The organism is Vibrio sp. FF266 (assembly GCF_041439695.1).
Classification (GTDB): Bacteria; Pseudomonadota; Gammaproteobacteria; order Enterobacterales; family Vibrionaceae; genus Vibrio; species Vibrio tasmaniensis_A.
Genome location: NZ_JBGOOO010000001.1, coordinates 190,782 through 214,431, shown reverse-complemented (window position 1 = coordinate 214,431; position 23,650 = coordinate 190,782). Strand labels below are relative to the sequence as shown.

The window sequence follows — 23,650 nt, the reverse complement described above, 5'->3', positions numbered from 1 at the left end:
AAGAATCTCTGCATATGTGATCTATCCCTTATTTTATAAAATATAAAGATTCATATAGTGAATGTTTCTTTGGCTTGTATGATTATTAACCATGTTGTGATTTGGTTTGCGTATGGAAGATAGAAAATCATGGATGGTTTTTCGCTGGATATGAGAACACTTAATTTTATTATTATTTTGTTCTCTTTCATTTACTGTATTGGCTTGTTGTTATTTCAATTCACTCAACAGTCCATTAAAGGGCTTTCAATCTTTTCCATTTCAATATTTGTTATCGGAACTGGGCCGTTGATGTTGAGCCTAAGAGGGGAGTTCCCTGATTGGGTCACCGTTATTGGTGCCAATATGGTCATTGCGCTTGGTTTTCATCTCGCCTTGTATAGCTTATGTCTGTTTCGAGAATACTCTCTCAAATGCACCTACCTCAGTAGTCTAATGATGTTGGCTCTTTTGCCATGTTTTATTTACTTCACGTTCTATGAGCCTTCCATCAAGGCTCGAATTATCCTCATTAGTTTATATCTGGCTTTTGTGACTCTTTGCACTGCCTTTGCGGTATTAAAGGGCCGGCGTGATGACTTGACTCTAGGTATTCGGATGATGGCCTTGTCATTTACGATATATGGCGGGTTTATGGTTTTTCGAGTTGTGGTGACACTATTTTCCGCTGAGCTCCAGGATTTCATGGCGGCCACGCTCATTCATCAACTTGCCTTTTTAGTGAGTATCGTTCTTATTGTGTCGATGAGCTTTACAATGCTTTGGCTGATTAACGCAAGGTTGCTTAGTTCTATTCACGAACTCTCCTACAGCGATCCTCTAACGGTACTGGGAAACCGCAGAGCATTAGATGAGATGGTTCCAGTTATCATGAAGCAGGCGGAGACTGCGCCTGTCAGTGCCATTATGATGGATATTGATAATTTTAAGTCGATCAATGACCAACACGGACACATTGTAGGTGACCTCGTGATCAAGTCTTTTGCTGAAATGGTTCAAAGTGCGATAAAAACATCGCCCAAAGCCAGTGCGTTTCGTTTTGGCGGAGACGAGATAATGATTTTATTGCCTAATGTTAATTTCCTACAAGCACAGGCTACTGCTTGTAAGCTGCGATTGTCTATTTCAGAGATCTCAGCAGTGCAAGGAAATGAGATGTTTCTGACGTCGAGTTTTGGTGTTGCTCAGCTTCACCCACATGAGAGTTGGAATGGTTTTATTAGCCGAGCCGACAAAGCGTTATATCAAGCGAAAACAAACGGTCGCAATATGACTTCAATTTGTCCTAGTCATATTAACGAGCTCGTCACTGCCACATAACCAATACCGCTGCGATAGAAAGCAAGATGAGCGCAAGAATGTCTTTGCGCGCGATGCTTTGCCCTAACCAGAAATAGGATATCAACACCATGAAGACCACTTCGACTTGCCCGAGTGTCTTTACGTACGGCACGGCTTGAAGTGACATTGCGCTAAACCAACCCAGAGAACCGATAACACTCGCTAAGCTTGTCATGATGACCAGTTTAGATTTCTTGAATATCTGGCGCAGCGTGTCTCGCTCTCTGAAAAAGAGATACGTACAGATAATGCATGTCTGAAGAGTTATCACCAGAAACAGCACCCAAGCAGCGCTATGGGGGAAGGGAAGCCCTATGCTCAAGCTAGCTTCACGTACCCAAAGAGACGTTAAAGCAAAAGCGGTACTACACGCCATACCTAACAAAAATACTTTCGGAGACAAGCTTCGCCAACCAGAAGAACTACTCATGATTAGTACGCCTAATGTTCCGATAAGCACGCCGACCCAACCTGTTAGTGTTAAAGCAGTACCAAAAAACAATACGGATAGCACAGCAGATACGGGGGCTTCACACTTAGCTAAGCCTGCTCCGATCGCATAGTTTTCGAGCTTAAATAACATCACCATTAAGCCCGTCGCGAGGATCTGCATAATGGCTGCTGCAATAATGTAGAAAACAAACTCACCCGAAAAATCAGGTGTGGATACTGGCTTCCATTGATAGAGGGCGCACAGATAAATTAAGGCGATTGGGCCTGCCCAGATAAAACGCGCCAGCGTCACACCAGCAACACTCATGGTGCCACTTAACTTGCTTTGAAAGGCATTGCGCCAAGATTGGCTGAAGGCTGCGAGAAGAGTAAAGGCTATCCAACTAAATGACATGACGCTTCCGTGTGTTATATAAAATTATGATTATATTAACAAATTTAACCAATAGAAGAAGGGGCTTGTTTGTTTATTGAGCGTCCATTTTCAGGCGATAGTCTATTTGGGTAAATCAGAACTTTGTGCGAGCTAACCTTTGAAGAGTTAGCTCGTTGAACTTCAACACAATATAGCTAGCCGCCTCAAAAAATTGGCTCTTTTCGGTTCTTGAAATAGAACAGTGCGCTGATCGTAATGAACAGTAAGGTGAAGTAATAGAAAAACGAAGACAGTGAGGCCAAGAAGGCAAGGTTCTGTTCTATCTCTTGTTCGGTGTAGCCCTGAGACACCAACTTATAGTAGTAAGCGTACAAGATACCGATCAGGCCGTATCCGAGGTTAAACATCAGCCCTTTAAAGCTGAGAACCGTGGCTCTGTTGTGTGATTCGGTCTTTTTATTCAGGTGGTAGCTGATGAAAATGTTCATCGTCATGATGATAAAGATTAATACCAGTGCCGGAATGACTCCGTAAATCGACCAACCTAAACTGATCCAGTAATAAGTTGCCATGCTTGCCAATCCCATAACTACAATGAAGGTTTTAGCCTCCATGCTTTCTGCTAGCCTACGGCTTTGTCCTGCCAATATAATCTTAAGCAAGCTGATACCCGCACCAATAAAACCAAAGTAGATAATTGGAATATCAATGGCCAGATAGTATTGGCTGTTCATGGTTAGGAACATGCGTGAGGTGTGTTCGAATAGGCTGTAGTAGAGCAAGATGAACAGCACGTAAGGCGTAGCAAATACCCACTTACCCGCATCGATCGTCAATTTAAGACTTGAGATGGTGGTTGCCAATTTGGTTTGGTCACTTGGCATCACCTTTTTCTCTTCGCGCATATTAATCGCTGCATAGATAGCGATCATCGCAACAAATAGGGTGGCGAACACAGGAATACGCATCAGATCTTTAGTGCTTTCTGGCTCGGCTAATCCAAGGAAATCAAAGATGTTCGCCATGAAGTTTACATCGTACATCGCCGCACCAATCAATGTGACAAAGATACCGACGGTTGAGGCGACACGAAGCTGGATTTGCAGCACTCGCGGCCACAACTCTTCATTGCCTTGTTCTTTTAAGGTGTCGTAAGCCAATGCCTCGTCGGCGCCGCTGGCCAGTGCCATTGCTAAGCCACTGAGTATCCGGTTAATCAGAAAGACAATGAACACCAAGTCGGGGTTTCCGGTTGGCACTAGCGCTATCATGGCGATCTCAACAAACATCACGATCGAAGACAGCACCACTAGTTTCTTGCGGCCTAAGGTATCAGCGAACGCGCCCGACGGCACCTCAGCAAGCACAATGGTGGCTGCCCAAACTACATTAAGCATCGCGAATTGAGAAAGAGTTAGCCCGTAATCTAAATAGAGTAGGGTGAATATAGGGTAGTAAAAACGCGCAAAGTAGCTGCTTCGAAACATTAAGAAGTAGCGGACATTGGGAATGTTAAGGATCTCTTTGAGCGTCATGATAATTTCAGTATTTTAGATAACACATCATTATGTATAACCCTTTTACTCTTTTAAATCATGGAATTGTTGCCAAATCCCTAAAATATCTGATTTACGTGATCTTCGAGTTCATGGTTCATGGTGGGTTATAGGCTTCTCTTCTTCAAATCACTTCTCCCATTCATTTAGTTTGTGGTGCTCGTTTCAACTTGCTTGACTGATTTTGGTGCAAGATCGAACTTCTACAACGTCGCCCTCGCATTTACATCTTATTGTATTATTTAATTATTGGTAGTAATGATACGCAATGAATCCAATGTAATTGAGGAAGCGAGCATGATCTTAGAGTCATTCAGTCTGGAAGGTAAAGTAGCGATAGTGACTGGCTGCAACACGGGGCTTGGGCAAGGTATTGCATTAGGCCTAGCGGAAGCTGGTTGTAAGGTTGTCGGTGTTAACCGAACAGAACCTGAAGAGACTATTGAGAAAATGAGTGCAGCAGGTCATTCGTTCCTAAACGTGAGTGCTGATCTTCTCGATCAAGCGTGTATTCCAGAGGTTATAGAGCGCACTTTGGCTGAGTTTGGCCAAGTCGACATTCTCGTGAACAATGCAGGAATTATTCGCCGCCAAGATGCTATTGAGTTCTCAGAGCAAGATTGGGATGACGTAATGAACGTGAACACTAAGACTGTGTTCTTTATGTCTCAGGCTGTTGCAAAGCAGTTTAAGGCTCAAGGCACTGGCGGAAAGATCATTAATATTGCATCGATGCTCTCATTCCAAGGTGGCATTCGAGTTCCTTCCTATACGGCTTCAAAAAGTGCTGTGATGGGAGTGACACGTGCGATGGCGAACGAATGGGCGCGCGACAATATCAATGTGAATGCGATAGCACCCGGTTATATGGAAACGAACAATACTCAAGCTCTGCGTGAAGATGCTGTGCGCAATCAAGCGATTCTTGAGCGTATTCCGGCTGAACGTTGGGGTAAACCGCAAGATATCGCAGGTCCTTGTGTGTTCTTAGCCTCATCAGCATCGGATTACATTAACGGCTATACCATTGCTGTTGATGGTGGTTGGTTAGCTCGTTAACTGACCTTGTAACAAACACGGTTAAGAATTTTAAATTTGCAGCAATCTTGCAGGAGAACATAAATGAAAATCGCACTAATGATGGAAAACAGTCAGGCAGGTAAAAATGCCATGGTTGCAGCTGAGCTAGAGTCAGTGGCGGGTGGCATTGGTCATGATGTTTTTAATCTAGGTATGACCGACGAGAATGATCACCACTTAACGTATATCCACTTAGGTATCATGGCGAGTATTCTCATTAACTCAAAGGCTGTGGACTTTGTTGTGACGGGATGTGGAACAGGGCAAGGTGCTTTGATGTCATTGAACCTGCATCCGGGTGTGGTTTGTGGTTACTGCCTAGAGCCATCAGATGCTTTCTTGTTTAACCAAATCAATAACGGTAATGCTCTCGCTCTCGCTTTTGCTAAAGGCTTTGGCTGGGCAGGTGAACTCAACATTCGTTATATCTTTGAAAAAGCGTTCACAGGCGAGCGTGGTAATGGGTATCCACTAGAACGTGCAGAACCACAGCAACGTAACGCAGCAATTTTGAATGAAGTGAAAGCGGCGGTGGTAAAAGATAACTTTATTGATTCTCTAAGAGCAATCGACCAAGAGCTCGTGAAAACAGCGGTTGGCAGTGAGCGTTTCCAACAATGCTTGTTTGATCATTGCCAAAACCCAGACATTGCAGACTACGTTCGTTCACTTTTAGATTAAACCTATCAAGGTCTTACCCGGTTATTAGTGAAGATAGAAAAGAAAAAGAGGAGCTCTGAGGCTCCTCTTTTCTTTTGCTCTATGAGCCTGTTAGTTTTTAGACGCATAGATAAATGATCTGTGATTCGCTCTAGATGATCAGTCCACACGTTTAAAGTTAGGCAACAAGGTTTCAGGCTGCTGCGCTACAAATGCTTTACTTGGTGAGTAGGCGCGGAAGTAAACAAACCAGTTTTCGTCTTCTCGAGTTTGCACCCAATTCGCTTCATTCACACCTGCTGGCTTAGTTGGCGAGAAGTGGAAGGTGTAATTACCTTGTGCGTCTTTGACCGTTCCTTCGATGTTTGAACCCACGTCGGCACGTTCAATATCGTTGTCGATGATGGCGCGGTTCTCTACGTTGTAGACAGTAATTGTCCAGAACAAATCGGCGAAATTTACATCTCCATCTAGCGTCAAAGTATAGTGGTTACTGCCATTTAGCCCTTTGCCATTGTCGTCACGGTAGTTGTCTAGGTAGATCTGTCCCCAACCGCCATTTTCAAAACCGTGCATTGCAATGTCGTTAGTGACGGCTTCATAAAACCAAGCTGCACGTCCATCGAGGTCCATACCATAGTGACGGTCTTGGTTTGGTGTTGAAGCCGTTGCGATTTCCCACGAATTCCCTTCTTTACCGTAAGCCGCATGTGGTAGACGTTCTGTTTTGTTGAAATCGATATTCTTAACCATAGCTTCCCCCATGATTACAGCTTGTTCTAAGATGTCACGCTGCTGAGCTGATGGGGTAAATGCTTTGCCTTTTTCAATACCTAGTGGGCGTAACATGTCGTGCATTATGCGGTCGCGCTCTGCCACAGGTTCGGCTTGGATCGCTTCATTCAACGTATCCCAAAATGCCATACCACGTGGGTGCTTAGCATCGTCACCACGTTCAGGGAAGTTCACGCCTTTGCTACTGAGCGGCTTGCCGTTAAGGTCAGTAATTTTTAATGCTTCTAAGTCTTTCATACGTTGCTGATCTGACTTAGCCATTAAGCGAACACCCAAGAAAACATTATTGGTATCAGACTCAAATACTTTTGCGCCTTTTGGCAGGTTACTCGGCGTTTCAGAACCTTTGGCTTTTACCACGTAGACGCCCGGCTCAGTCATCTGAGAAATACCGATTTGCCACATAGTGTGTACTGCGCCGCGCAGTTCATTTGTGGGGATTTCTACAATAACGGGCTCTTTCTCTACGTTAAACCAAGTAATCGCGTAAGGCGTAGAGGTATTGTAAGTTAAACCTCCTAGCTTAGATTCATGAGACTCAACATAAGTAATTTGACCATCCTCTGCACCCATGTCGGCATAGGCTTGTTTCCATGCGTAGTTTGACACCAAAGGCACGGACCAAATGTAAGCTTGTGACGCGCGTTGATAGTCCATCAGTTCGAACAGTTTTGCTGAGCTTTCTTGTGTTGGAATGCCATGAAGAAAGTCGGTTTCGAAAGTAAAGTCACCTGCTCGCGTTTGGATCGTTTCTGTCGCATCACCGTTGCCTGCTATCGCTGTGGCTGAAAACAAGGCTGTTACAGAAACTAGCATGGCAGCTGAGCGTAATGGGCAAGTGAAACTACCGACAAAGGCTTTAGATATCATATTCATAATGTGTCCTCAAAAACTCAAAATTATTCGTCAAAACGGGAATGGCTCGTTGAACCGAAATCATTGGTTCAAACTGAAAGAGCTCATCCAAACAGAAAGTGACTGCTTAAAACTGATAGTTAAATTCGATGCGGTGATCACCGTCTTCGATACTGGTGTTTTCTGTCCAGTTTGCAAAATAACGAACGTTCGCCCTTGGGTTAATCTGGTAGCTCGCAGCAAACTCATGTGCGAGTACAGAATCACTGCCCTCGAATCCATAATCTTTGAACGTTGATGAACCAGACATCGTGCCTAAATACATAGGGTTATAGTTCAACCAAATCTTGTCGGTAAGTTGCATTTTTGCGTACATACCCGCCACGTAGAAAGTACCGTGCATGTTGTAGCGATCACGAAGTTGATCCGCGTCGAGGTTGCCTCCAGAGCCTTCAACCAACTCCTCACCTGCAGCAACACCAACACCCGCAAGCGGATAGAAGTTAAACATGCCCATTTGTGGAAGAGCCTGTATAAAGCTGTATGACGCACTACCTTGATTACTATCGAAATCCCAAGACATATCGACTTGTGTGCCTCGACCATTGGTTAAGTCTACGCCGAAGTTTCTGAAACGAATCGAATCGATACTGTCATCTGCGCCTCGGTTATTCCAACCAATGGCTTCACCAGCGATGCCTTTGACTTCGAAGACATTCATACCCATGGTCGTATCGCTACCAGTGTCATAGGTTTGCCCGATTTTCAGGTTTAAGCCTTTGTCTGTGTAACCGAAGCCACCTTGTGTATAGACGGCTAACGGATCTGACATATCTTGAATTTCGGCTTCTTCCGCGAAAGCGACACTCACCAGAAACAAAGGAGTTAGAGAAAGGATTGAACGTTGTAATAACATAGATGCCTCATAAATTTATCTCACTACATCCGTGTACTGCGTGAAGGTGAGGTAACTATACAAAGTGGACATCGTTAAGTTAATTCATATAAACTTAACTATTCGTTAAGTATTGGTTTATGGTTTGGGTATGAAACTGAATAATGTCGATTTGAACTTATTGAAAGTGTTTGTGGTGGTATATCAGGAAAAAAGCTTGCGCAAAGCAGCTGAAAAGCTGTTTGTCTCGACACCAGCGGTAAGCCAAAGCGTCAAAAAGCTTAAGGAATCATTAGGTGAAGAGCTATTTGTTTTGTCCAATAAGCAGTTTCTCCCGACGCCTTATTCTGATGAACTGTATCGACGTGTATTTCCACTATTGGACGGGTTGGTCACGGCGATAGAAGAGGGTAAACAGTTTACTCCTGCCGAACTAAGCGAAGATTTTAAGATAGAGGCGAACCCGCACCTTTTGCCTTGGTTAACACCCTCTCTGTTTCATCAACTCTCAGATGAAAGTCCACTTTCGAGGTTGATTAGTCATACTAGCTCCCAAGATTCACTGGAAAGACTTAAGAGTGACGAGATTGATTTTGTTATTCACTTTGAAGCTGAAAACCTGCCCGCCGAGATCATTGCTGTGCCTCTCGTGACCCTAAAATTTGTATTGGCAGTAAGAGTCGACCATCCTTTTAAAGAGGATGTAGCACAGATTGATGATTTGTTGTCCTTTCCATTTGCGCATGTTGACCTTGCTTACTTCGATCAAAACAAACACTCGCGATTGGAAGAAGAAGTTTTAAGCCAAGGTAAATCGATTAATATGGCGCTTCGAACGACGTCAGTTGTTGGGTTAATAGAAACGATTAAGCATACCAACATGATCGCACCCTGCATGCCTCCGGTGATCGAACAGCACAAGGGAGTATTACGCTCGATTGTGATTGAAGGATTAGAAGAAGATGCAGAGAAAATGGAGGTATTTGCCTATCTTCATAAGAAAAACCAACATTCTGCCAAATACAAGTGGTTACTGGATTTGATCGAAACAGCGATGATTGAGGCCAACCATCAGTGAGTTCTAATCGTTTTTTTTAATTGATTCACTTAACCGTAGTCAGCTATTCATTTTCTGTTTCTTTAGAAGCGTTTGGCGCCCAGCCTTTCTCTAGCCAGTTGTCCAGTAGGTGTTGCAGTGCGTTCAAAGAGGTTGGCTTCTCTAGGCGACCGTCCATCAGTTTTCTGATCATGTCTAGCTCTCGTTGTCCTGATTCACCAGACAAAGCAATAATTGGTGTTTGAGGTGAGCGCGCCTTGATGATCTGGCTTGCGTCAAAGCCATTCATTATCGGCATTTGTACGTCCATTAAGATCAAATCAACTTTGTGTGATCTGAACAGCTCGACAGCATTTTCCCCGTTTTTAGCTTGCAAGCTATTTACGCCAAGTCGGCTCAGGTACATCTGAACAAGCGTGCGTTGCACTTCTTTGTCATCAACAATAAGTACCGTCGGTGCAAGATGGCTTGATGCTGGTTGATTTTCTGCTTGCGTGCGTTCTGTTTGCTTACTTTCTGTTAGCGTACTTGCCGGTTCAGGTTCTATATCACCGCTTGGAGTTTGGCTCTCTGGTTTTACATCAGCTTCGGCTTTATCTTCCGTCGATTGGTTGTGTTTCCAACCGTTGAAATAAGGCGTACGCAGCGTCTCCGCTTTTGGAGCATTGGGTACAATAGGGAAGTACAGGTGAAACTCAGTAAATTCACCAAGTTTGGAATGGCATTCCACTCTGCCACCAAATGAGCGCATCACTCGTTGGCAATAACCCAGTCCTAAGCCGCTACCACCGCTTTTTTGGAAAGAGAAAAAGTCATCAAAGACCTTATGAACAATGGCTTCGTCAATGCCGGGGCCGGTATCACGAAATGTGAGAACGTTCTCGTAAGATCCTGTTTTGGTGCTGATCTCAATTTGGCTGTCTGGGTAAGAATCAAAGTAATAGATTGCATTGCGTATCAGATTGAAAATGACGAAGTTGAATAGAGTTTCATTTAGTTTTGCCACAAAATCAGCGTGTTGTGGTAAACGAATTCGCTCAATGATCTTCTCGTTCTCAAAGCCATAGTGGCTGACGGCTTGGTCCACGGCCTTGTGGATAGATGTCATGGTGATTGGTCCATGCTCAGGCGAGCTGTCACTGACTTCTCGTAAGATGATATCAATCAGTTGCCGCCCGCGTTGAATCGCTGCTTGGCCATTCTCAATGTCAGTCAAGATTTGTTGAGTTGGTGCTTGATTATCAATGTGCTGCTTTAACACCTCAAAATGCAGTTGCACTTGAGCGAGTGGGTTACGCATCTCATGAGCGATCGAGTTAGCAAGAGCACGACTTTGGCGAATTCGTCTATCGGCTTCGATGGTGCTTTGTACACGCGTTAACAAGGTTTGCAGTGCAGAGATTTCTTCATTAGAGAACATACGATTGTTGCTTTTGTGCGATGATACTAGCAAGTGTGTGACTGATTTTTTGTGTCCGAATAGTGGCATTACCAACGCGGTGTTGTTCGAACTCATCTTGTCATAAAGTGCTTTTAGCGACCGTTTAGCGAGCGCAGTATCATCTAGCTCTTCAGAAAGCTCATCGAACACTAGAACGGACTCTTTGCTAGATAGGTAATCTTCGTAGAAGGTTTCGTTGTAATTACTGTTAACTAGTCGAAGCTTATCTTCTGGGATTTGCAGTTGGCGACCTAAACGACGCATGGCATCGTCAATCGACAACTTAAAGCCTTCTTCTAATGCGAGTATCTGTTGTACCGGTGTCTTTTTGTTTCTATAGACAAGCAATGAGGAGTAAGGACTTACACGTTTGTAGATTGGACTCCATGTAATGCCGATAATCGCGCAGATGGGTATCGCTAATAGCCATTGGTTACCGTCGGTTAGGGGAATAAATACCGTACAAAAAGGTATCACTAAAATTGCACACACCAGCAGCACATTAAGGCTTATGTATGTAAGGTATTTAAAACTGTAGAAGCGAGAGGTCAGCAGAGCATAGCCTACAAACAACATCTCACTGAGCGACAACGCTGGGGGGAGCCAGGTGAGCGAGAAATCACGTAGGAAATAGGCAACGCCAATGTGAATCGTTGCTGTAGATAGCATGAATACCAAGATACCTGTAATCATGTAGTTGGTTTTGGCTAATGTTAGTTTGCTGCTATTGGCACGCATGGTCACTAGATTAGTCAGTGTAAGGGCAATCAAGCTGATAACCCCAATGAAAAAGTAGGGTGTATGCGGGCCAAACTCGATCACGAATTGGCTTGGAGCCGTAATGGTGACATCTTCTACCGTTAACCCTGGGGTCAAATTGATATAGAAAGAGTAGCCCGTCATGCTCGCGAGAATAGTTTGTTGCCACCTATGGATTTTACCACTGCGGTTTTCGGCTGCGAGCTGACACGAGAAGTAATACGCAAAGGCAAAAGCAAGGAAAGAGCTGAGGTTGGCCAACTTTGCTGCGAATATGGCTGCTGTGGTGCCAAGTCCTGGCAACAAGCCAGTGTGGAAGTAGGCATTACTGCTGATCCACGTAATAATACAGATGGAATATGCGATGTAAGGTACATGGTGTGTCCCCACTATCGCTTCGTTCTTTTGTTTAAGGCGATAACAATAGTAGAACAGCCACATTACAACAACAGCGACCGTTGCAAGCAGAGTGATGGCTTTAGCATAGAATATCGCCTCTAGCCCAAGATCAAACGTCTTCATATTATTTGCCACGCTGTATTTTTATTTTCACGGAGGCACCGTCTATAGTCTCGAAAGTTGACATGATTGAATGCCTTCAACATCAGTTCAATATTCCATAACCCGCGGTAAGTCAGTAAGTTCGTTTCGTTCAAGTCACAAGACCCTAGCGGCAAGTATGCTTGTGGTTCGATAGCCTTGTAAAAATCGAGTATCAAAGGTTGATCTATAATGGTGAAACCAATTTTATAGCCCGCTTGATGTAACAAGTTGAGCATCTCTTTTTGAGCAAGATAAAGGAAGTAGACTTTTTGTTGAATATTTCCACTCACGGTTAGGCGTAGAATTTCACATACAGCTTGCATTTCGGCTAATTGTAATTGGAACTTACTATCGAACTCTGGAATAGAGTCACACTTTGATAGGGCCGGCGGAGTAAAAATATGTAGCTCTGCAAGTCCTTCATAGCCACGTCTGGATAAACTGTACTTCCATTTGTCGTTACAGAAAGGGGGGGCGTAGCTTAGCCAAGTTTCATATTTTGACCAATCTTGAATTAGGGCTGAAGAGACTAGGGTTGGAAAGGCTTCATCTGTTGGGTGTTTGAGTAGAATAAAGTGCTTACCTGTTTGTGATAAGTGGAGTAAAGGTATCATCTCATACCACTTCTCACCTTTAATAAAAACCTCAAGGTTGCTTAAAGCAATAGCATCGCTGATTGGTAGTCCTTGAGGGCGAGTTGGCGTTTGTACTATGAGTTGACTATTTTCTATTTGGTCAATGATCACACCATAGTAAGCACTATCTTTAATGGGTAGATCCATAGGATAAAGGGCATGGGTGCTTAATGGTAATTTTGCTTTGATTGCGGAAATTTCACATTCACACCAAAAGTCCAACCAATGTATATAGCATTGCCCTACAGCTTCCTCTAAGAGAGCAACCTCTGTGGATAAGGTATTTGGATAGCGCTGAATCAGATCGCGGTAGTCCATCACTTCAAACATTACTGAGTCGCTTTTTGCTTGATGTTCAGGGAAAAGCAATTCTAATTGGTTTCGACGATATTCTGTCACGGTTTTGAAAAGAGCTGTGCGCTGTTGTGGTTGATAAGTGTGGAGTACGAGTTCAACCAGTGCGTGTTGTTTTTTTTCGATAGGCAGGCTGCTAGCCAACAGTGAACCTAAAGACGACATTAATTCCATGTAGTGAACCGCCTAAGTTTATCTAATTATTTTTATGTGACTTGTACCCGTTTATGAGAGATGTATCTATGGCTGATGTTTGAGAGTAGTTACTTTATAAAGTTGCCCTAACTTTTTGTGCGTTTAGTTTCTCAAAAACAAGCTGCATTTAAAGTGGGAGTTTACTACTTGTACTAATCCTAAACAACATGGTTTCGCCATTTTTCAATCAATTCATGAACCCCTAAATTAGTGTATTCTCAAATACTTACTTGTCTGCTTATTGTCCGGCTTTGGTTTTCTGACAGTGCTCTGTATTTACAGATTAGTTACAACATAATTTCTGATGAAGTGATGACATTCGAGGTTTAAGCTTGTCTGCATATGAAACATCATTGCGGGTAACGCCTCGTGAATGACAGAGGTAGAGAGAATTTATGAAGAAAGTACGATTAACATCATTACTTGGAGTAGCAACCTTGTTTAGTGTCGCTGTGTTAGCAGGATGCAGTCAGAAATCTGAGGTTCCAGTTCAATCACAAGAGAATACGAATCCGATCTGTAGCACTAAAAACCTGACAGGTGGTTGGTCGCAAAGCGCTATCACACCACAAGCTAAGCAAGCTTTAAATGCAGTTCTTGGCCAAATGAACACTTCAGCTGAGCTAAAGCAGATTCTGAGTGTGCGAACTCAGGTTGTCGCGGGTTTGAATTACGCTATTGAGTTTGAAATGGATAATGGTGAAGTGTGGAATACCGTTGTGTATCGCTCACTACAAGGTGACATTGAAATGACGCAACCTGCACAGCAAGGTCGTCTGTGTCCATAGATCAACTGGTCCATAAATTTACTGGTCTATTGATTAACTAGCATGTGAATAACTTCGCACATAAAAAATGGCTCCTACTTAGGAGCCATTTTTTATTCTGAATAGTGCTTACGTAATGAACCTGATTAACTGGTCAGTTCCGGCTCTGACAGCTCTGGTTCATAAAGCTCTTGCACGCAAGCACGACTGATGTCTTCATCAATGTAGGCCATTCCAAGTTTATTGAGATAATCCATACGATCCGCAGTGCGCAGTTCGATGCTTGGGCCTGCGATGTTGTTCTTTTGATAGATCTCAGTTAAGTGAGCCATGAATTGCTCGCCAACACTCATCATTAATAGGCTCATTGCGCCAACGTCAGGCCTTACTTTGGCTTGTTGTTTTTCAGATAGATTGACTGCTAATACGATAGGGCGCTCTTCACCCTCAAAACGAGTGCTGCGCTCGCGAATGGTTTGCTGAGCCCAGTAATACGCCAGTTCTTTACTTTGGGTGAGAAACACTGGTTCAACCGATTCGGTGTAGTTGTTACCGATGGTCGCCATGGTTTTTGAAGCGGCTTCATTGAGCGCTTTGTCTCCAGAGCGCTTTAGCCCTTGACCTTGAATAGACGCGAGTAAAGCTGAAGATGTGCCGTGATACCAAGTATCACCCGTTGCGAAACCATTTTCTGATAACAGTGTTTTTGCATCTTGTAGGTGTGTCGGTATTGAAGTCATAGGCACTCTCAAAAAATAAGAATCTCAACAAATAGGAATCTGAACAAATATGTATACAGTTAGCTTAAACAGAAGTTGTTCGGTTAACCGTGGTGTGGAACACAAATCTGAGGCTTTGAGATAAAGCTGGCAGTAGTAGCTTTATCTCAAAGCCTTCCCCCGGATCTTACCTAAGTAAGAGAGAAGGGCGGGGGAGGCTTTAGCGTTAGCGATTAATCAAATTGATTAGACGTATTCGCTTCACCCGCTGCTTTTAGTGCATTTTCACCAGCAAAGTATTCTTTGTGGTCATCACCCATGTCTGAACCAGACATGTTTTGGTGTTTAACACATGCGATACCTTGGCGAATCTCTTTACGTTGAACATTAGCAACGTAGCCCAACATGCCTTGGTCACCGAAGTATTCTTTTGCAAGGTTGTCGGTAGACAGTGCTGCTGTGTGGTAAGTCGGCAGAGTAATCAAGTGGTGGAAGATACCCGCTTCGCGAGATGCGTCTGCTTGGAATGTACGAATCTTCTCGTCAGCGCTTGCAGACAGTTCAGTTTCATCGTATTCCGCACTCATTAGGCTTGCACGGTCGTAAGCTGATACATCTTTACCTGCTGCTGCCATTGCATCGTATGCTTGTTGGCGGAAGTTTAATGTCCAGTTGAATGATGGAGAGTTGTTGTAAACCAGTTTCGCATTAGGGTGAACTTCACGTACGCCGTCCATCATCTCTTTGATTTGACCGATGTGTGGTTTCTCAGTCTCAATCCAAAGAAGGTCAGCACCCGCGTTGATTGCTTCAATACAGTCGAATACACAGCGGTCTTCACCAGTACCTTCGCGGAATTGGTATAAGCCTGAAGGCAGACGCTTAGGACGAACTAGCTTGCCGTCACGATTGAAGCAAACATCACCTTCAGCCATATCTGCAACATCAATCTCTTCAACGTCTAGGTATGAGTTGTAGATATCACCTTGGTCGCCAGGTTCTTTCACTACCGCGATTTCTTTTGTTAGGCCAGCACCTTGTGAATCGGTACGAGCAACAATGATGCCGTTGTCGATGCCTAGTTCAAGGAAAGCGTAACGAAGTGCGCGAAGTTTTGCGTGGAAGTCAGCATGAGGAACCGTTACTTTGCCGTCTTGGTGACCACATTGCTTCTCATCGGCTACTTGGTTTTCGATTTGTAGACAACATGCACCCGCTTCAATCATTTGCTTAGCCATTAGGTAAGTCGCTTCTGCGTTACCGAAACCTGCATCGATATCCGCAATGATTGGTACTACGTGTGTTACGTGGTTGTCGATTTTGTCTTGGATTTGGTCTTGTAGATTCACATCACCCGCTTCACGTGCTGCGTCTAGCTGACGGAACAAGCCACCTAGTTCACGAGCATCCGCTTGGCGTAGGAAGGTGTATAGCTCTTCTACTAGGCCTGCAACTGAGGTTTTCTCATGCATTGATTGGTCTGGAAGTGGACCGAAGTCAGAGCGAAGTGCCGCGACCATCCAACCTGAAAGGTATAGGTAACGACGGTCTGTCTTGCCATCAAAGTGCTTTTTAATCGAAATCAGCTTTTGTTGGCCGATGAAACCATGCCAGCAACCCAGAGACTGAGTGTATTGAGAGCTATCTTCGTCGTAAGCCGCCATGTCTGCACGCATAATATCTGCCGTGTATTGCGCAATATCCAGACCTGTTTTGAATTTGTTTTGAGCTCGCATACGGGCTGCAGATTCAGGGTTAATTGCATCCCATGGAGCACCAGCAGCGCTTTTTGCAACTTCAATCTTTTCGATATCTTGTGTAATTTGCGACATAACTATTCCTTAGTTTCACGTGGACATGTTGGCCAACTTGGCGAGGTCATTTGATTTGGATTAAATCTAACCATGGACAAAGAATAACCATGTGTGTGATAATTTTGTTAATTTATAGTTATTATGTTCGGCATTTTTCTTATGAATATTGCTCGTGTAGACCTTAATTTACTTGTGTATTTAGACATGTTGCTACGTGAAAGAAACGTAACGCGTGCAGCAAATCAACTGGGTATTACTCAGCCAGCCATGAGTAATGGCCTACGCCGATTGCGTGATCTTTTTGAAGATCCGCTGTTAGTGAGAACCAGTGAAGGGATGATACCGACCGAACGAGCACATAAGTTGCAGCCACTGATTCGAAACATTTTGGTTAATGTAGAGAAGACACTGCAGCCGACCACGGAATTTAATGCAGAAGACAGTGAACGCGTGTTTCGTATCATGGCAAGTGACTATGCTGAGTCGACCATTATTCAACCTCTTCTGAAAAGGTTAAGCGAGATCGCGCCGAAAATACGACTGGATATCATGACGCCAAGTGACGTGAGTTATCAGGATGTAGAGCAAGGTACCGTTGATATAATTATCAATCGATTTGACGATATTCCACAGTCGTTCCACCAGATGAGCCTTTGGCACGACGGGTTTTCTTGCCTATTTAGTTGTGATAACCCAATAGCCGACAACTTCGATATTTTGTCTTATCTAAAGGCGCAGCATATCTGGGTAAGTAAGACTGGAATGGGAACCGGAGTTGGGATCAACCCAAGCGAAGCGCAAAAGCTAGGTTGGATAGATGAAGCATTAATGCGCATTGGTAAAACGCGCAATATCACGGTGTTTACTCGACACTATTTGTCGGCGATTCTCTTCGCACAACAAAAGAATCTGATCCTGACCATTCCAACCAAAGCGGCTCAACTGCAGCGCAATAACCCTAGATTGTTGATCAAGCCTGCGCCATTTGCGATTGAACCCTTTGAGGTGAAGATGGCATGGAGTCCATTGTTGCAAACCAATCCCGACCATCAGTGGATGCGTCGCTTGATTAAAAGTGTCGCTAATGAAATCGAGAGTGGCGTTACGGAATAACACGGTTTGTAGGGTATTTTTTTTGTGAATATCCAGTATAACTGGCATAAATTAGCTAAATTTATGTCCGTTGCGTAAGTTTAATCTAGTAACGTAAATTTGAGCTAGTAACGTGAATTTAAGCCAGTTACGTAGATTTAATGAGTAGTCATCAGTTAGTTTGAGAGAGATTTTATGAGCAGTCGTATTCAACAGGGAAGCTTGAACATTGATAGCACCCTCTACCAATTAATTAATGAGCAGGTAATTCCTGGAACAGGCATTGTCGCTGAAGACTTTTGGCAATCATTTGCAACTATCCTTGAAGACTTGGCTCCCAAGAACCGCGCACTGCTTATCAAGCGTGAAGATCTTCAACATCAAATTGACGTTTGGCACCAAGAGCGTGCGGGACAAACGCTAGATGCGGCCGAGTACAAACAGTTCTTACAGCAGATTGGCTACCTAGTTCCTGAGGGCGATGACTTTCAAGTAACGACCGCCAGCGTTGAGCCTGAAATTGCAACACAAGCGGGTCCGCAGCTTGTTGTACCTATTATGAATGCACGTTTTGCACTTAACGCAGCTAATGCGCGTTGGGGCAGTTTATACGATGCGCTCTACGGAACCGATGTCATCAGTGAAAGTGATGGTGCCGAAAAGGGTGGAAGCTTTAACCCGGTTCGTGGCGCTAAAGTAGTGAGCTACGCTCGAGGTTTCCTTGATGATGCTGCACCGTTAAACGGTGTTTCCCATAAAGACGTGACTAAATACAGCATCAGCAACGTCAGTATTGGCAATACACTGACAGCGACCTTAGACAACGGCGAAGAAGTCACTCTGATTGATCGCAACCAGTTCATTGGTTATCAAGGTGATGCGAGTGCCCCTTCAAGTATTCTGCTTAAGCACAACAATCTACATATTGAAATTCAAATTGACCCAAGCGCACCAATTGGCAGCGTTGATGTGGCTGGTATTAAAGATGTGCTGGTGGAATCGGCACTGACTACGATTATGGATTGCGAAGACTCAGTAGCTGCGGTCGATGGTGAAGATAAAGCGTTGGCTTACCGTAACTGGTTAGGCTTGATGAAAGGTGACTTACAAGAGTCGCTAGAGAAAAACGGCAAAACCATCGTTCGTAACCTTAATCCAGACCGCCAATACACTAGCGTGACGGGCGGTGAGATCTCGCTGAAAGGTCGCAGCATGTTGTTCATACGCAATGTGGGCCACCTGATGACCAACCCTGCCATTATTGATGCAGACGGTAACGAAGTCCCTGAAGGAATTATGGATGGCATGGTCACTTCGCTAATCGCAATGCACGATTTAAAAGGGAACAGTGCTTACCAAAACTCGACCGCGAACAGCATCAATATTGTTAAACCTAAGATGCATGGTCCTGAAGAAGTCGCGTTCACCAATGAGCTGTTTGGTCGCATTGAAGATGCATTAGGGCTAGATCGATTCACGATCAAAGTTGGCATCATGGACGAAGAGCGTCGTACTTCGGTTAACCTTAAAGAATGTATTCGAGCGGCTAAAGATCGTGTTGTGTTCATCAACACAGGTTTCTTAGACCGAACGGGTGATGAGATTCACACCAGTATGGAAGCGGGACCATTCGCTCCTAAAACACAGCTGAAAACCATGACTTGGATTGGCGCATACGAAGATCAGAACGTTGATCTTGGCTTAGCTTGTGGCCTGCAAGGTAAAGCCCAGATTGGTAAAGGTATGTGGCCAGAGCCAGACAATATGGCGAAGATGATGGACGCGAAAATCGGACACCCACAAGCGGGCGCAAATACTGCTTGGGTTCCTTCTCCAACTGCCGCGACTTTGCATGCCTTGCACTATCACAAGGTGAGTGTACCAAGCCGCCAGAAAGAGCTTCGCGAGCGTGTGAGAGCGAACGTTGATGATATTCTGACTATTCCGCTATTAGGTAATCAAAAGCTGACAGCTCAAGATATCCAAAACGAATTGGACAACAATACGCAAGGTATTCTTGGTTACGTAGTGCGTTGGATTGACCAAGGCGTCGGGTGTTCTAAGGTGCCAGATATTAACGATGTAGGTTTGATGGAAGACCGCGCTACGCTGCGTATTTCGAGCCAACACATTGCGAACTGGTTACGTCATGGGATTTGTAATGAAGCCCAAGTAATGAAAACCATGAAGCGCATGGCCGCAGTAGTTGACGAGCAAAACGCTAGCGACCCGAGCTACCGTAATATGGCACCTGACTTTGAAAACAGCATCGCATTTTCAGCAGCGTGTCAGTTGGTATTCGAAGGCTGCGCTCAACCTAGTGGTTACACCGAGCCAGTGCTGCATGCTATGCGTCTAAAACTGAAAGCGCAGGGATAGAGAAGCAACCCAATAACAAAAACAGAGAATGTAAAATACTAAAAAAAAAGAAACCCCCTTTAACCGAGCCCAAGGTGCCGCGCTTTTATAGCGCGGCTTTTTTTGATTCATTTTTGTGGTGAGAAAGGTGGGGAGTGGGGTAGGTTAGTGATCACTAAAACTTAATTATTTCTGAGCCCTAATCACTGCCGAAACCTAGTTACTACCAACCTTATTTTCCGCCAAAGCAAAGATACTTAATGTCCATGTATTCATCGATGCCTTCTTTTGCGCCTTCACGGCCAATACCTGATTGCTTAACACCGCCGAACGGCGCGACCTCGGTTGAGATGAGACCATCATTAATACCGACCATACCGTACTCAAGTGCCTCTGCGATGTTCCATACTCGATGAATGTTCTGACTGTAGAAGTACGACGCTAATCCATAAATGGTGTCGTTTGCCATCTCAATAAGCTCTTCGTCTGTCTCGAATTGCATCACAGGAGCGACAGGACCAAAGATCTCTTGCTGAACAATGTCCATGCTGTGTTTCACATTTTTAAGAATGACAGGTTGAAGGAAAAGCCCATCAAGCTCTTGAGTTGGCGTCACAGGTGTCGCGCCTTGTTCTACCGCTCTGTCTATTAATGCTTGGATGTTGTTCTTCGCATTCTGACTGACAACAGGACCAATGGTGACACCCTCATCTAAGCCGTTACCAATCTTAAGCTGCTGAACCGCTTGATCGAATTTAGCCACGAACTCATCGTATACTTTACTGTGAACATAGAAACGGTTTGCACAGACACATGTTTGTCCCGCATTACGGAATTTCGACGCCATTGCGCCTTGAACTGCAGCGTCGATATCCGCATCGTCAAACACGATAAACGGTGCATTGCCACCCAGTTCCATTGAGGTACGCTTAATGCCTTTTGCCGCTTGAGCCATCAAGATACTGCCGACTCGAGTCGAACCAGTAAAAGAGATCTTTTTGATCAGTGGGTGTGATGTGAAAAGCTCGCCAATCTGTTCAGGGCTGTCGCCAAGTACGACTTGGAGTAGATCTTTAGGAATGCCCGCTTGGTAAGCCAATTCAACCACAGCAAATGCAGAAAGCGGCGTTTCATCTGAGGGCTTCACAATAAAACTACAGCCAGCAGCAAGGGCAGGAGCGGCCTTACGAGTGATCATTGCAATAGGGAAGTTCCATGGCGTAATTGCACACGCGACTCCAATAGGCTGCTTGATGGTCACCAAGCGTTTGCCAGCGACTGTGCTAGGAATAGAATCACCATAAGTACGTTTGGCTTCTTCTGCAAACCACTCAATAAAGCTCGCGCCATACACGACTTCGCCTGTCGCTTCTGCTAACGGTTTACCCTGCTCAATCGTCATGATTCGAGCCAGATCTTCTTTGTTTTCAAGGATCAGTTGGTGCCAACGGTGCAGTGATGCAGCACGAGATTTAGCTGGAACCTTGGCCCACTCTTTCTGTGCAACATGAGCACGTTCAATCGCGTTTGCTAACTCTGCTTGTGATGAAATAGGTGCGTGTCCGACGAGTTCACCTGTCGCTGGATTTGTGACTGCAACTGCGTTGTTCGCTTCTGTCACCATAAAAGAGAGTAAGTGCTGGTTCTTAATGTTTAGCATCGTGATTCCTTTGTTGTGATTACTTTAGACGTGTTGCTTATATGCGGGTTGGCGAGTGTTCAAATGACTTCGACCAACCGTTGATTGGTCGAAGATAGTGGTCGTTAGCTCGTTAGCTCGTTAGTTCGTCCGTGCTTAAGTTGTTGCTTTCGAAGCGATAGCCACTCGAAGCGGTCTAAGAAAATGACCTATTGTTGACTCCAATTATCAGACTCTATCTTAGCGAGCGCTTTTGCTGCTTTTTGAAGAGCGGGTAGGTACTTGATCGCTTCATCAGGTTTGACTCGAATTACAGGCGCTTGTATCGCTAGGCCGAGGTTTGATTGACCCGTAGATGACGGGATCAGTACCGCGATACAGACTAAGCCCGGCAAAAACTCTTCGTCATCAATCGCAAAGCCTTGGATTTTCGCTTCTTCGATGTCTTTCTCTAACATCGAATAGTCTGTAATAGTGTTCACTGTGTACTGAGTCAGTGGCACATTTTCAATTAATCGTCTGCGCTGTGACTTAGACATGTGCGCCAAAAACAGTTTTCCGCTTGCTGAGCAATGTACTGGGACGCGAGAACCTGGGTGTAGATGAAAACGAAGGGGTGCTTCAGTTTCTGCACGATCAAGATAGATGATCTCGCCACTTGATAGCGCCGTTAGGTTACAGCTTTCGCCAACTTCTGCTCTCAGGTTTTCAAGAATAGTGCGTCGGGCACTGTGCATGGTGCTATTCAACAATAGGTTTTCGGCAAGCTTTCTGAGTCGAATACCTGAGCTGTAGTGCTTCTCATCGCCGTCTCTTTGAATGATGCCTGCCGCTTCTAACTGCTGAAGCATTCGGTGCAGCGTAGGTTTTGGCAGTCCAGTTTCTTCGACTAATCCTTGAAGAGAAATAAACTCGTCTTTTTGCGCTATCACCTCTAATAGTGCAAAAAGTCGGAGAGTCGGTGTATCCCCTTGAACTGGTGGTGTTTCTGTTTGCATATAATGATCCATCCTTGCGATATGTCTATGCCTAAGAGTGTACATACCAAACCATTATTCTTCAATTATCTGAATAAAATTTGATCTTTTTTACTATTCCAATAATATAAATATAAATTATGGAACAATTAATCTCAATAAATGGAATTTAAGATGAAGGCGATTGAACGGATTATTGATAAGGCTCACTTAGATCGTAAGCGAGTGGTTTTGAGTGAAGCTGAGGACCCGCGAGTACTAGCAGCCGCAAGAATGGCGATAGACAAACAGCTCGCTCACATCACCCTAGTAGGGGATGAACCAGCGATCATCGCTGCTGCAGAATTACATCACATTGATCTTGTAGGCATTCACATTGTTTCCCCACAAGCGTCATCACTCAAAGAAGTCCTCGCTGAGCGGTTGTATACATTAAGAAAAGCGAAAGGTATGACTTACGATGATGCGCTAGAGCTGGTTCTAGACTCACTCGTTTTTGCCAATTTGATGGTCAGAGAGGGGCTGGTGGATGGCACAGTTAATGGTGCGGTTTATACCACGTCTGATGTGGTGCGAGCTGCGCTTCAGATTATCGGCCCCGCGCCAGACAGTGAATTGGTGTCCAGTTTTTTTCTGATGATGTTGTGTGAGCCTTTCCATAATCTTAAAGGCGGCATGATTTTCAGTGACTGTGGGTTGGTGATTAACCCTAATGAAACCGAGCTAGCATCGATTGCAGTGGCCGCATCAAACAGTGCTCAAACGCTACTGATGGAAGAACCTAAAGTCGCAATGCTGTCGTTTTCGACCAACGGTAGTGCCAAGCATGAATCGGTCGATAAGGTTCGTAACGCGGCTCAGTTAGTGAAACAACGTTGTCCCGGAATCGCCGTCGATCAGGATGTTCAACTCGATGCCGCGATTGTGACTGAGATTGCCGCGAAAAAGCTGCCAGATTCAGAGGTGAAAGGTCAATCGAACGTGTTGATATTTCCCAATTTAGAAGCCGGTAATATTGGTTATAAGCTTGCGGAAAGGTTAGGTGGGGCAGTTGCGATTGGTCCACTATTACAAGGGTTGAATCAACCTGCGAATGACTTATCAAGAGGGTGTAACGCACAAGACATCTTTAATGTGATCGCGGTGACCGCGGTACAAGCACAGCAAGGAAAAACAGCAAATTCAAAGACTGACGTGGCGGCTGATTCTGAAAAAAGAGATGAATCGACATTTGATTTTAGATACTAAAATCTAGCTCCTGAAGCTGATACTCACATTCAAATCAACCC

Annotated in this window: 18 protein-coding genes; 8 read left to right on the top strand and 10 right to left on the bottom strand. The window is 44.5% G+C overall.

Annotation, left to right across the window (positions count from 1 at the left end):
* Positions 1–129: 129 nt before the first annotated feature.
* Positions 130–1,320 (top strand): GGDEF domain-containing protein, encoded by a 1,191-nt coding sequence (locus tag ACED59_RS00955; protein ID WP_017097749.1) that lies wholly within the window; start codon positions 130–132, stop codon positions 1,318–1,320.
* Here the strand turns inward: ACED59_RS00955 and ACED59_RS00950 are convergent.
* A complete protein-coding gene (locus ACED59_RS00950; RefSeq protein ID WP_017097748.1) occupies positions 1,307–2,188 on the bottom strand; it encodes a DMT family transporter in 882 nt (293 codons plus the stop codon). The genes ACED59_RS00955 and ACED59_RS00950 overlap by 14 nt on opposite strands.
* A gap of 185 nt (positions 2,189–2,373) precedes the next feature.
* A complete protein-coding gene (locus tag ACED59_RS00945; protein WP_017097747.1) occupies positions 2,374–3,705 on the bottom strand; it encodes an MFS transporter in 1,332 nt (443 codons plus the stop codon).
* A gap of 318 nt (positions 3,706–4,023) precedes the next feature.
* On the opposite strand from ACED59_RS00945, the gene kduD reads away from it, so the two are divergent.
* Entirely contained in the window at positions 4,024–4,785 is a 762-nt protein-coding gene (kduD, locus tag ACED59_RS00940; protein ID WP_017077347.1) for a 2-dehydro-3-deoxy-D-gluconate 5-dehydrogenase KduD, read from the top strand.
* Between the two features lie 63 nt (positions 4,786–4,848).
* Positions 4,849–5,487 carry an RpiB/LacA/LacB family sugar-phosphate isomerase gene (locus ACED59_RS00935; protein WP_017077348.1) on the top strand — a complete coding sequence of 213 codons (639 nt, stop codon included), beginning with the start codon at positions 4,849–4,851 and terminating at the stop codon, positions 5,485–5,487.
* A 138-nt stretch (positions 5,488–5,625) separates the two neighbouring features.
* Here the strand turns inward: ACED59_RS00935 and ACED59_RS00930 are convergent, their stop codons facing one another.
* Positions 5,626–7,137 (bottom strand): DUF1214 domain-containing protein, encoded by a 1,512-nt coding sequence (locus ACED59_RS00930; protein WP_017097746.1) that lies wholly within the window; start codon positions 7,135–7,137, stop codon positions 5,626–5,628.
* Between the two features lie 106 nt (positions 7,138–7,243).
* Positions 7,244–8,032, bottom strand: coding sequence for a hypothetical protein (locus ACED59_RS00925; RefSeq protein WP_017091728.1), 789 nt, complete (start codon positions 8,030–8,032; stop codon positions 7,244–7,246).
* Between the two features lie 130 nt (positions 8,033–8,162).
* Between ACED59_RS00925 and ACED59_RS00920 the strand changes: the two genes are divergently transcribed.
* Entirely contained in the window at positions 8,163–9,089 is a 927-nt protein-coding gene (locus tag ACED59_RS00920; protein ID WP_017097745.1) for a LysR family transcriptional regulator, read from the top strand.
* 43 nt (positions 9,090–9,132) lie between these two features.
* On the opposite strand, the gene ACED59_RS00915 is transcribed toward ACED59_RS00920, so the two are convergent.
* Both ACED59_RS00915 and luxM read right to left on the bottom strand, forming a co-directional pair.
* The gene (locus ACED59_RS00915; RefSeq protein WP_032499780.1) at positions 9,133–11,790 is read right to left on the bottom strand and encodes a response regulator; all 2,658 of its coding nucleotides are present in this window, start codon (positions 11,788–11,790) and stop codon (positions 9,133–9,135) included.
* The gene (gene luxM, locus ACED59_RS00910) at positions 11,787–12,974 is read right to left on the bottom strand and encodes an acyl-homoserine-lactone synthase LuxM (RefSeq protein WP_371704849.1); all 1,188 of its coding nucleotides are present in this window, start codon (positions 12,972–12,974) and stop codon (positions 11,787–11,789) included. Before luxM ends, ACED59_RS00915 begins: the two co-directional genes overlap by 4 nt.
* A 416-nt stretch (positions 12,975–13,390) precedes the next feature.
* Here luxM and ACED59_RS00905 point away from each other — a divergent pair, with 416 nt between their 5' ends.
* Positions 13,391–13,783 carry a cystatin domain-containing protein gene (locus ACED59_RS00905; RefSeq protein WP_009845784.1) on the top strand — a complete coding sequence of 131 codons (393 nt, stop codon included), beginning with the start codon at positions 13,391–13,393 and terminating at the stop codon, positions 13,781–13,783.
* 125 nt (positions 13,784–13,908) lie between these two features.
* On the opposite strand, the gene ACED59_RS00900 is transcribed toward ACED59_RS00905, so the two are convergent.
* Positions 13,909–14,502: a hypothetical protein gene (locus ACED59_RS00900; protein WP_032499336.1), complete on the bottom strand. Its 594-nt coding sequence runs from the start codon at positions 14,500–14,502 to the stop codon at positions 13,909–13,911.
* Positions 14,503–14,714: 212 nt separating this feature from the next.
* The gene (locus ACED59_RS00895) at positions 14,715–16,313 is read right to left on the bottom strand and encodes an isocitrate lyase (RefSeq protein ID WP_017097741.1); all 1,599 of its coding nucleotides are present in this window, start codon (positions 16,311–16,313) and stop codon (positions 14,715–14,717) included.
* A 141-nt stretch (positions 16,314–16,454) separates the two neighbouring features.
* Between ACED59_RS00895 and ACED59_RS00890 the strand changes: the two genes are divergently transcribed.
* Both ACED59_RS00890 and ACED59_RS00885 read left to right on the top strand, forming a co-directional pair.
* The gene (locus ACED59_RS00890; RefSeq protein WP_017077357.1) at positions 16,455–17,408 is read left to right on the top strand and encodes a LysR family transcriptional regulator; all 954 of its coding nucleotides are present in this window, start codon (positions 16,455–16,457) and stop codon (positions 17,406–17,408) included.
* A gap of 174 nt (positions 17,409–17,582) precedes the next feature.
* Entirely contained in the window at positions 17,583–19,766 is a 2,184-nt protein-coding gene (locus ACED59_RS00885) for a malate synthase G (protein WP_017097740.1), read from the top strand.
* A gap of 211 nt (positions 19,767–19,977) precedes the next feature.
* Here the strand turns inward: ACED59_RS00885 and ACED59_RS00880 are convergent, their stop codons facing one another.
* The gene (locus ACED59_RS00880) at positions 19,978–21,405 is read right to left on the bottom strand and encodes an NAD-dependent succinate-semialdehyde dehydrogenase (RefSeq protein WP_017097739.1); all 1,428 of its coding nucleotides are present in this window, start codon (positions 21,403–21,405) and stop codon (positions 19,978–19,980) included.
* A 188-nt stretch (positions 21,406–21,593) separates the two neighbouring features.
* Positions 21,594–22,382 (bottom strand): IclR family transcriptional regulator, encoded by a 789-nt coding sequence (locus ACED59_RS00875; protein WP_004731927.1) that lies wholly within the window; start codon positions 22,380–22,382, stop codon positions 21,594–21,596.
* A 153-nt stretch (positions 22,383–22,535) separates the two neighbouring features.
* On the opposite strand from ACED59_RS00875, the gene pta reads away from it, so the two are divergent.
* Positions 22,536–23,609, top strand: a complete 1,074-nt coding sequence (gene pta / locus ACED59_RS00870) for a phosphate acetyltransferase (protein WP_017097738.1) — start codon at positions 22,536–22,538, stop codon at positions 23,607–23,609.
* The last annotated feature ends 41 nt before the right edge of the window (positions 23,610–23,650 follow it).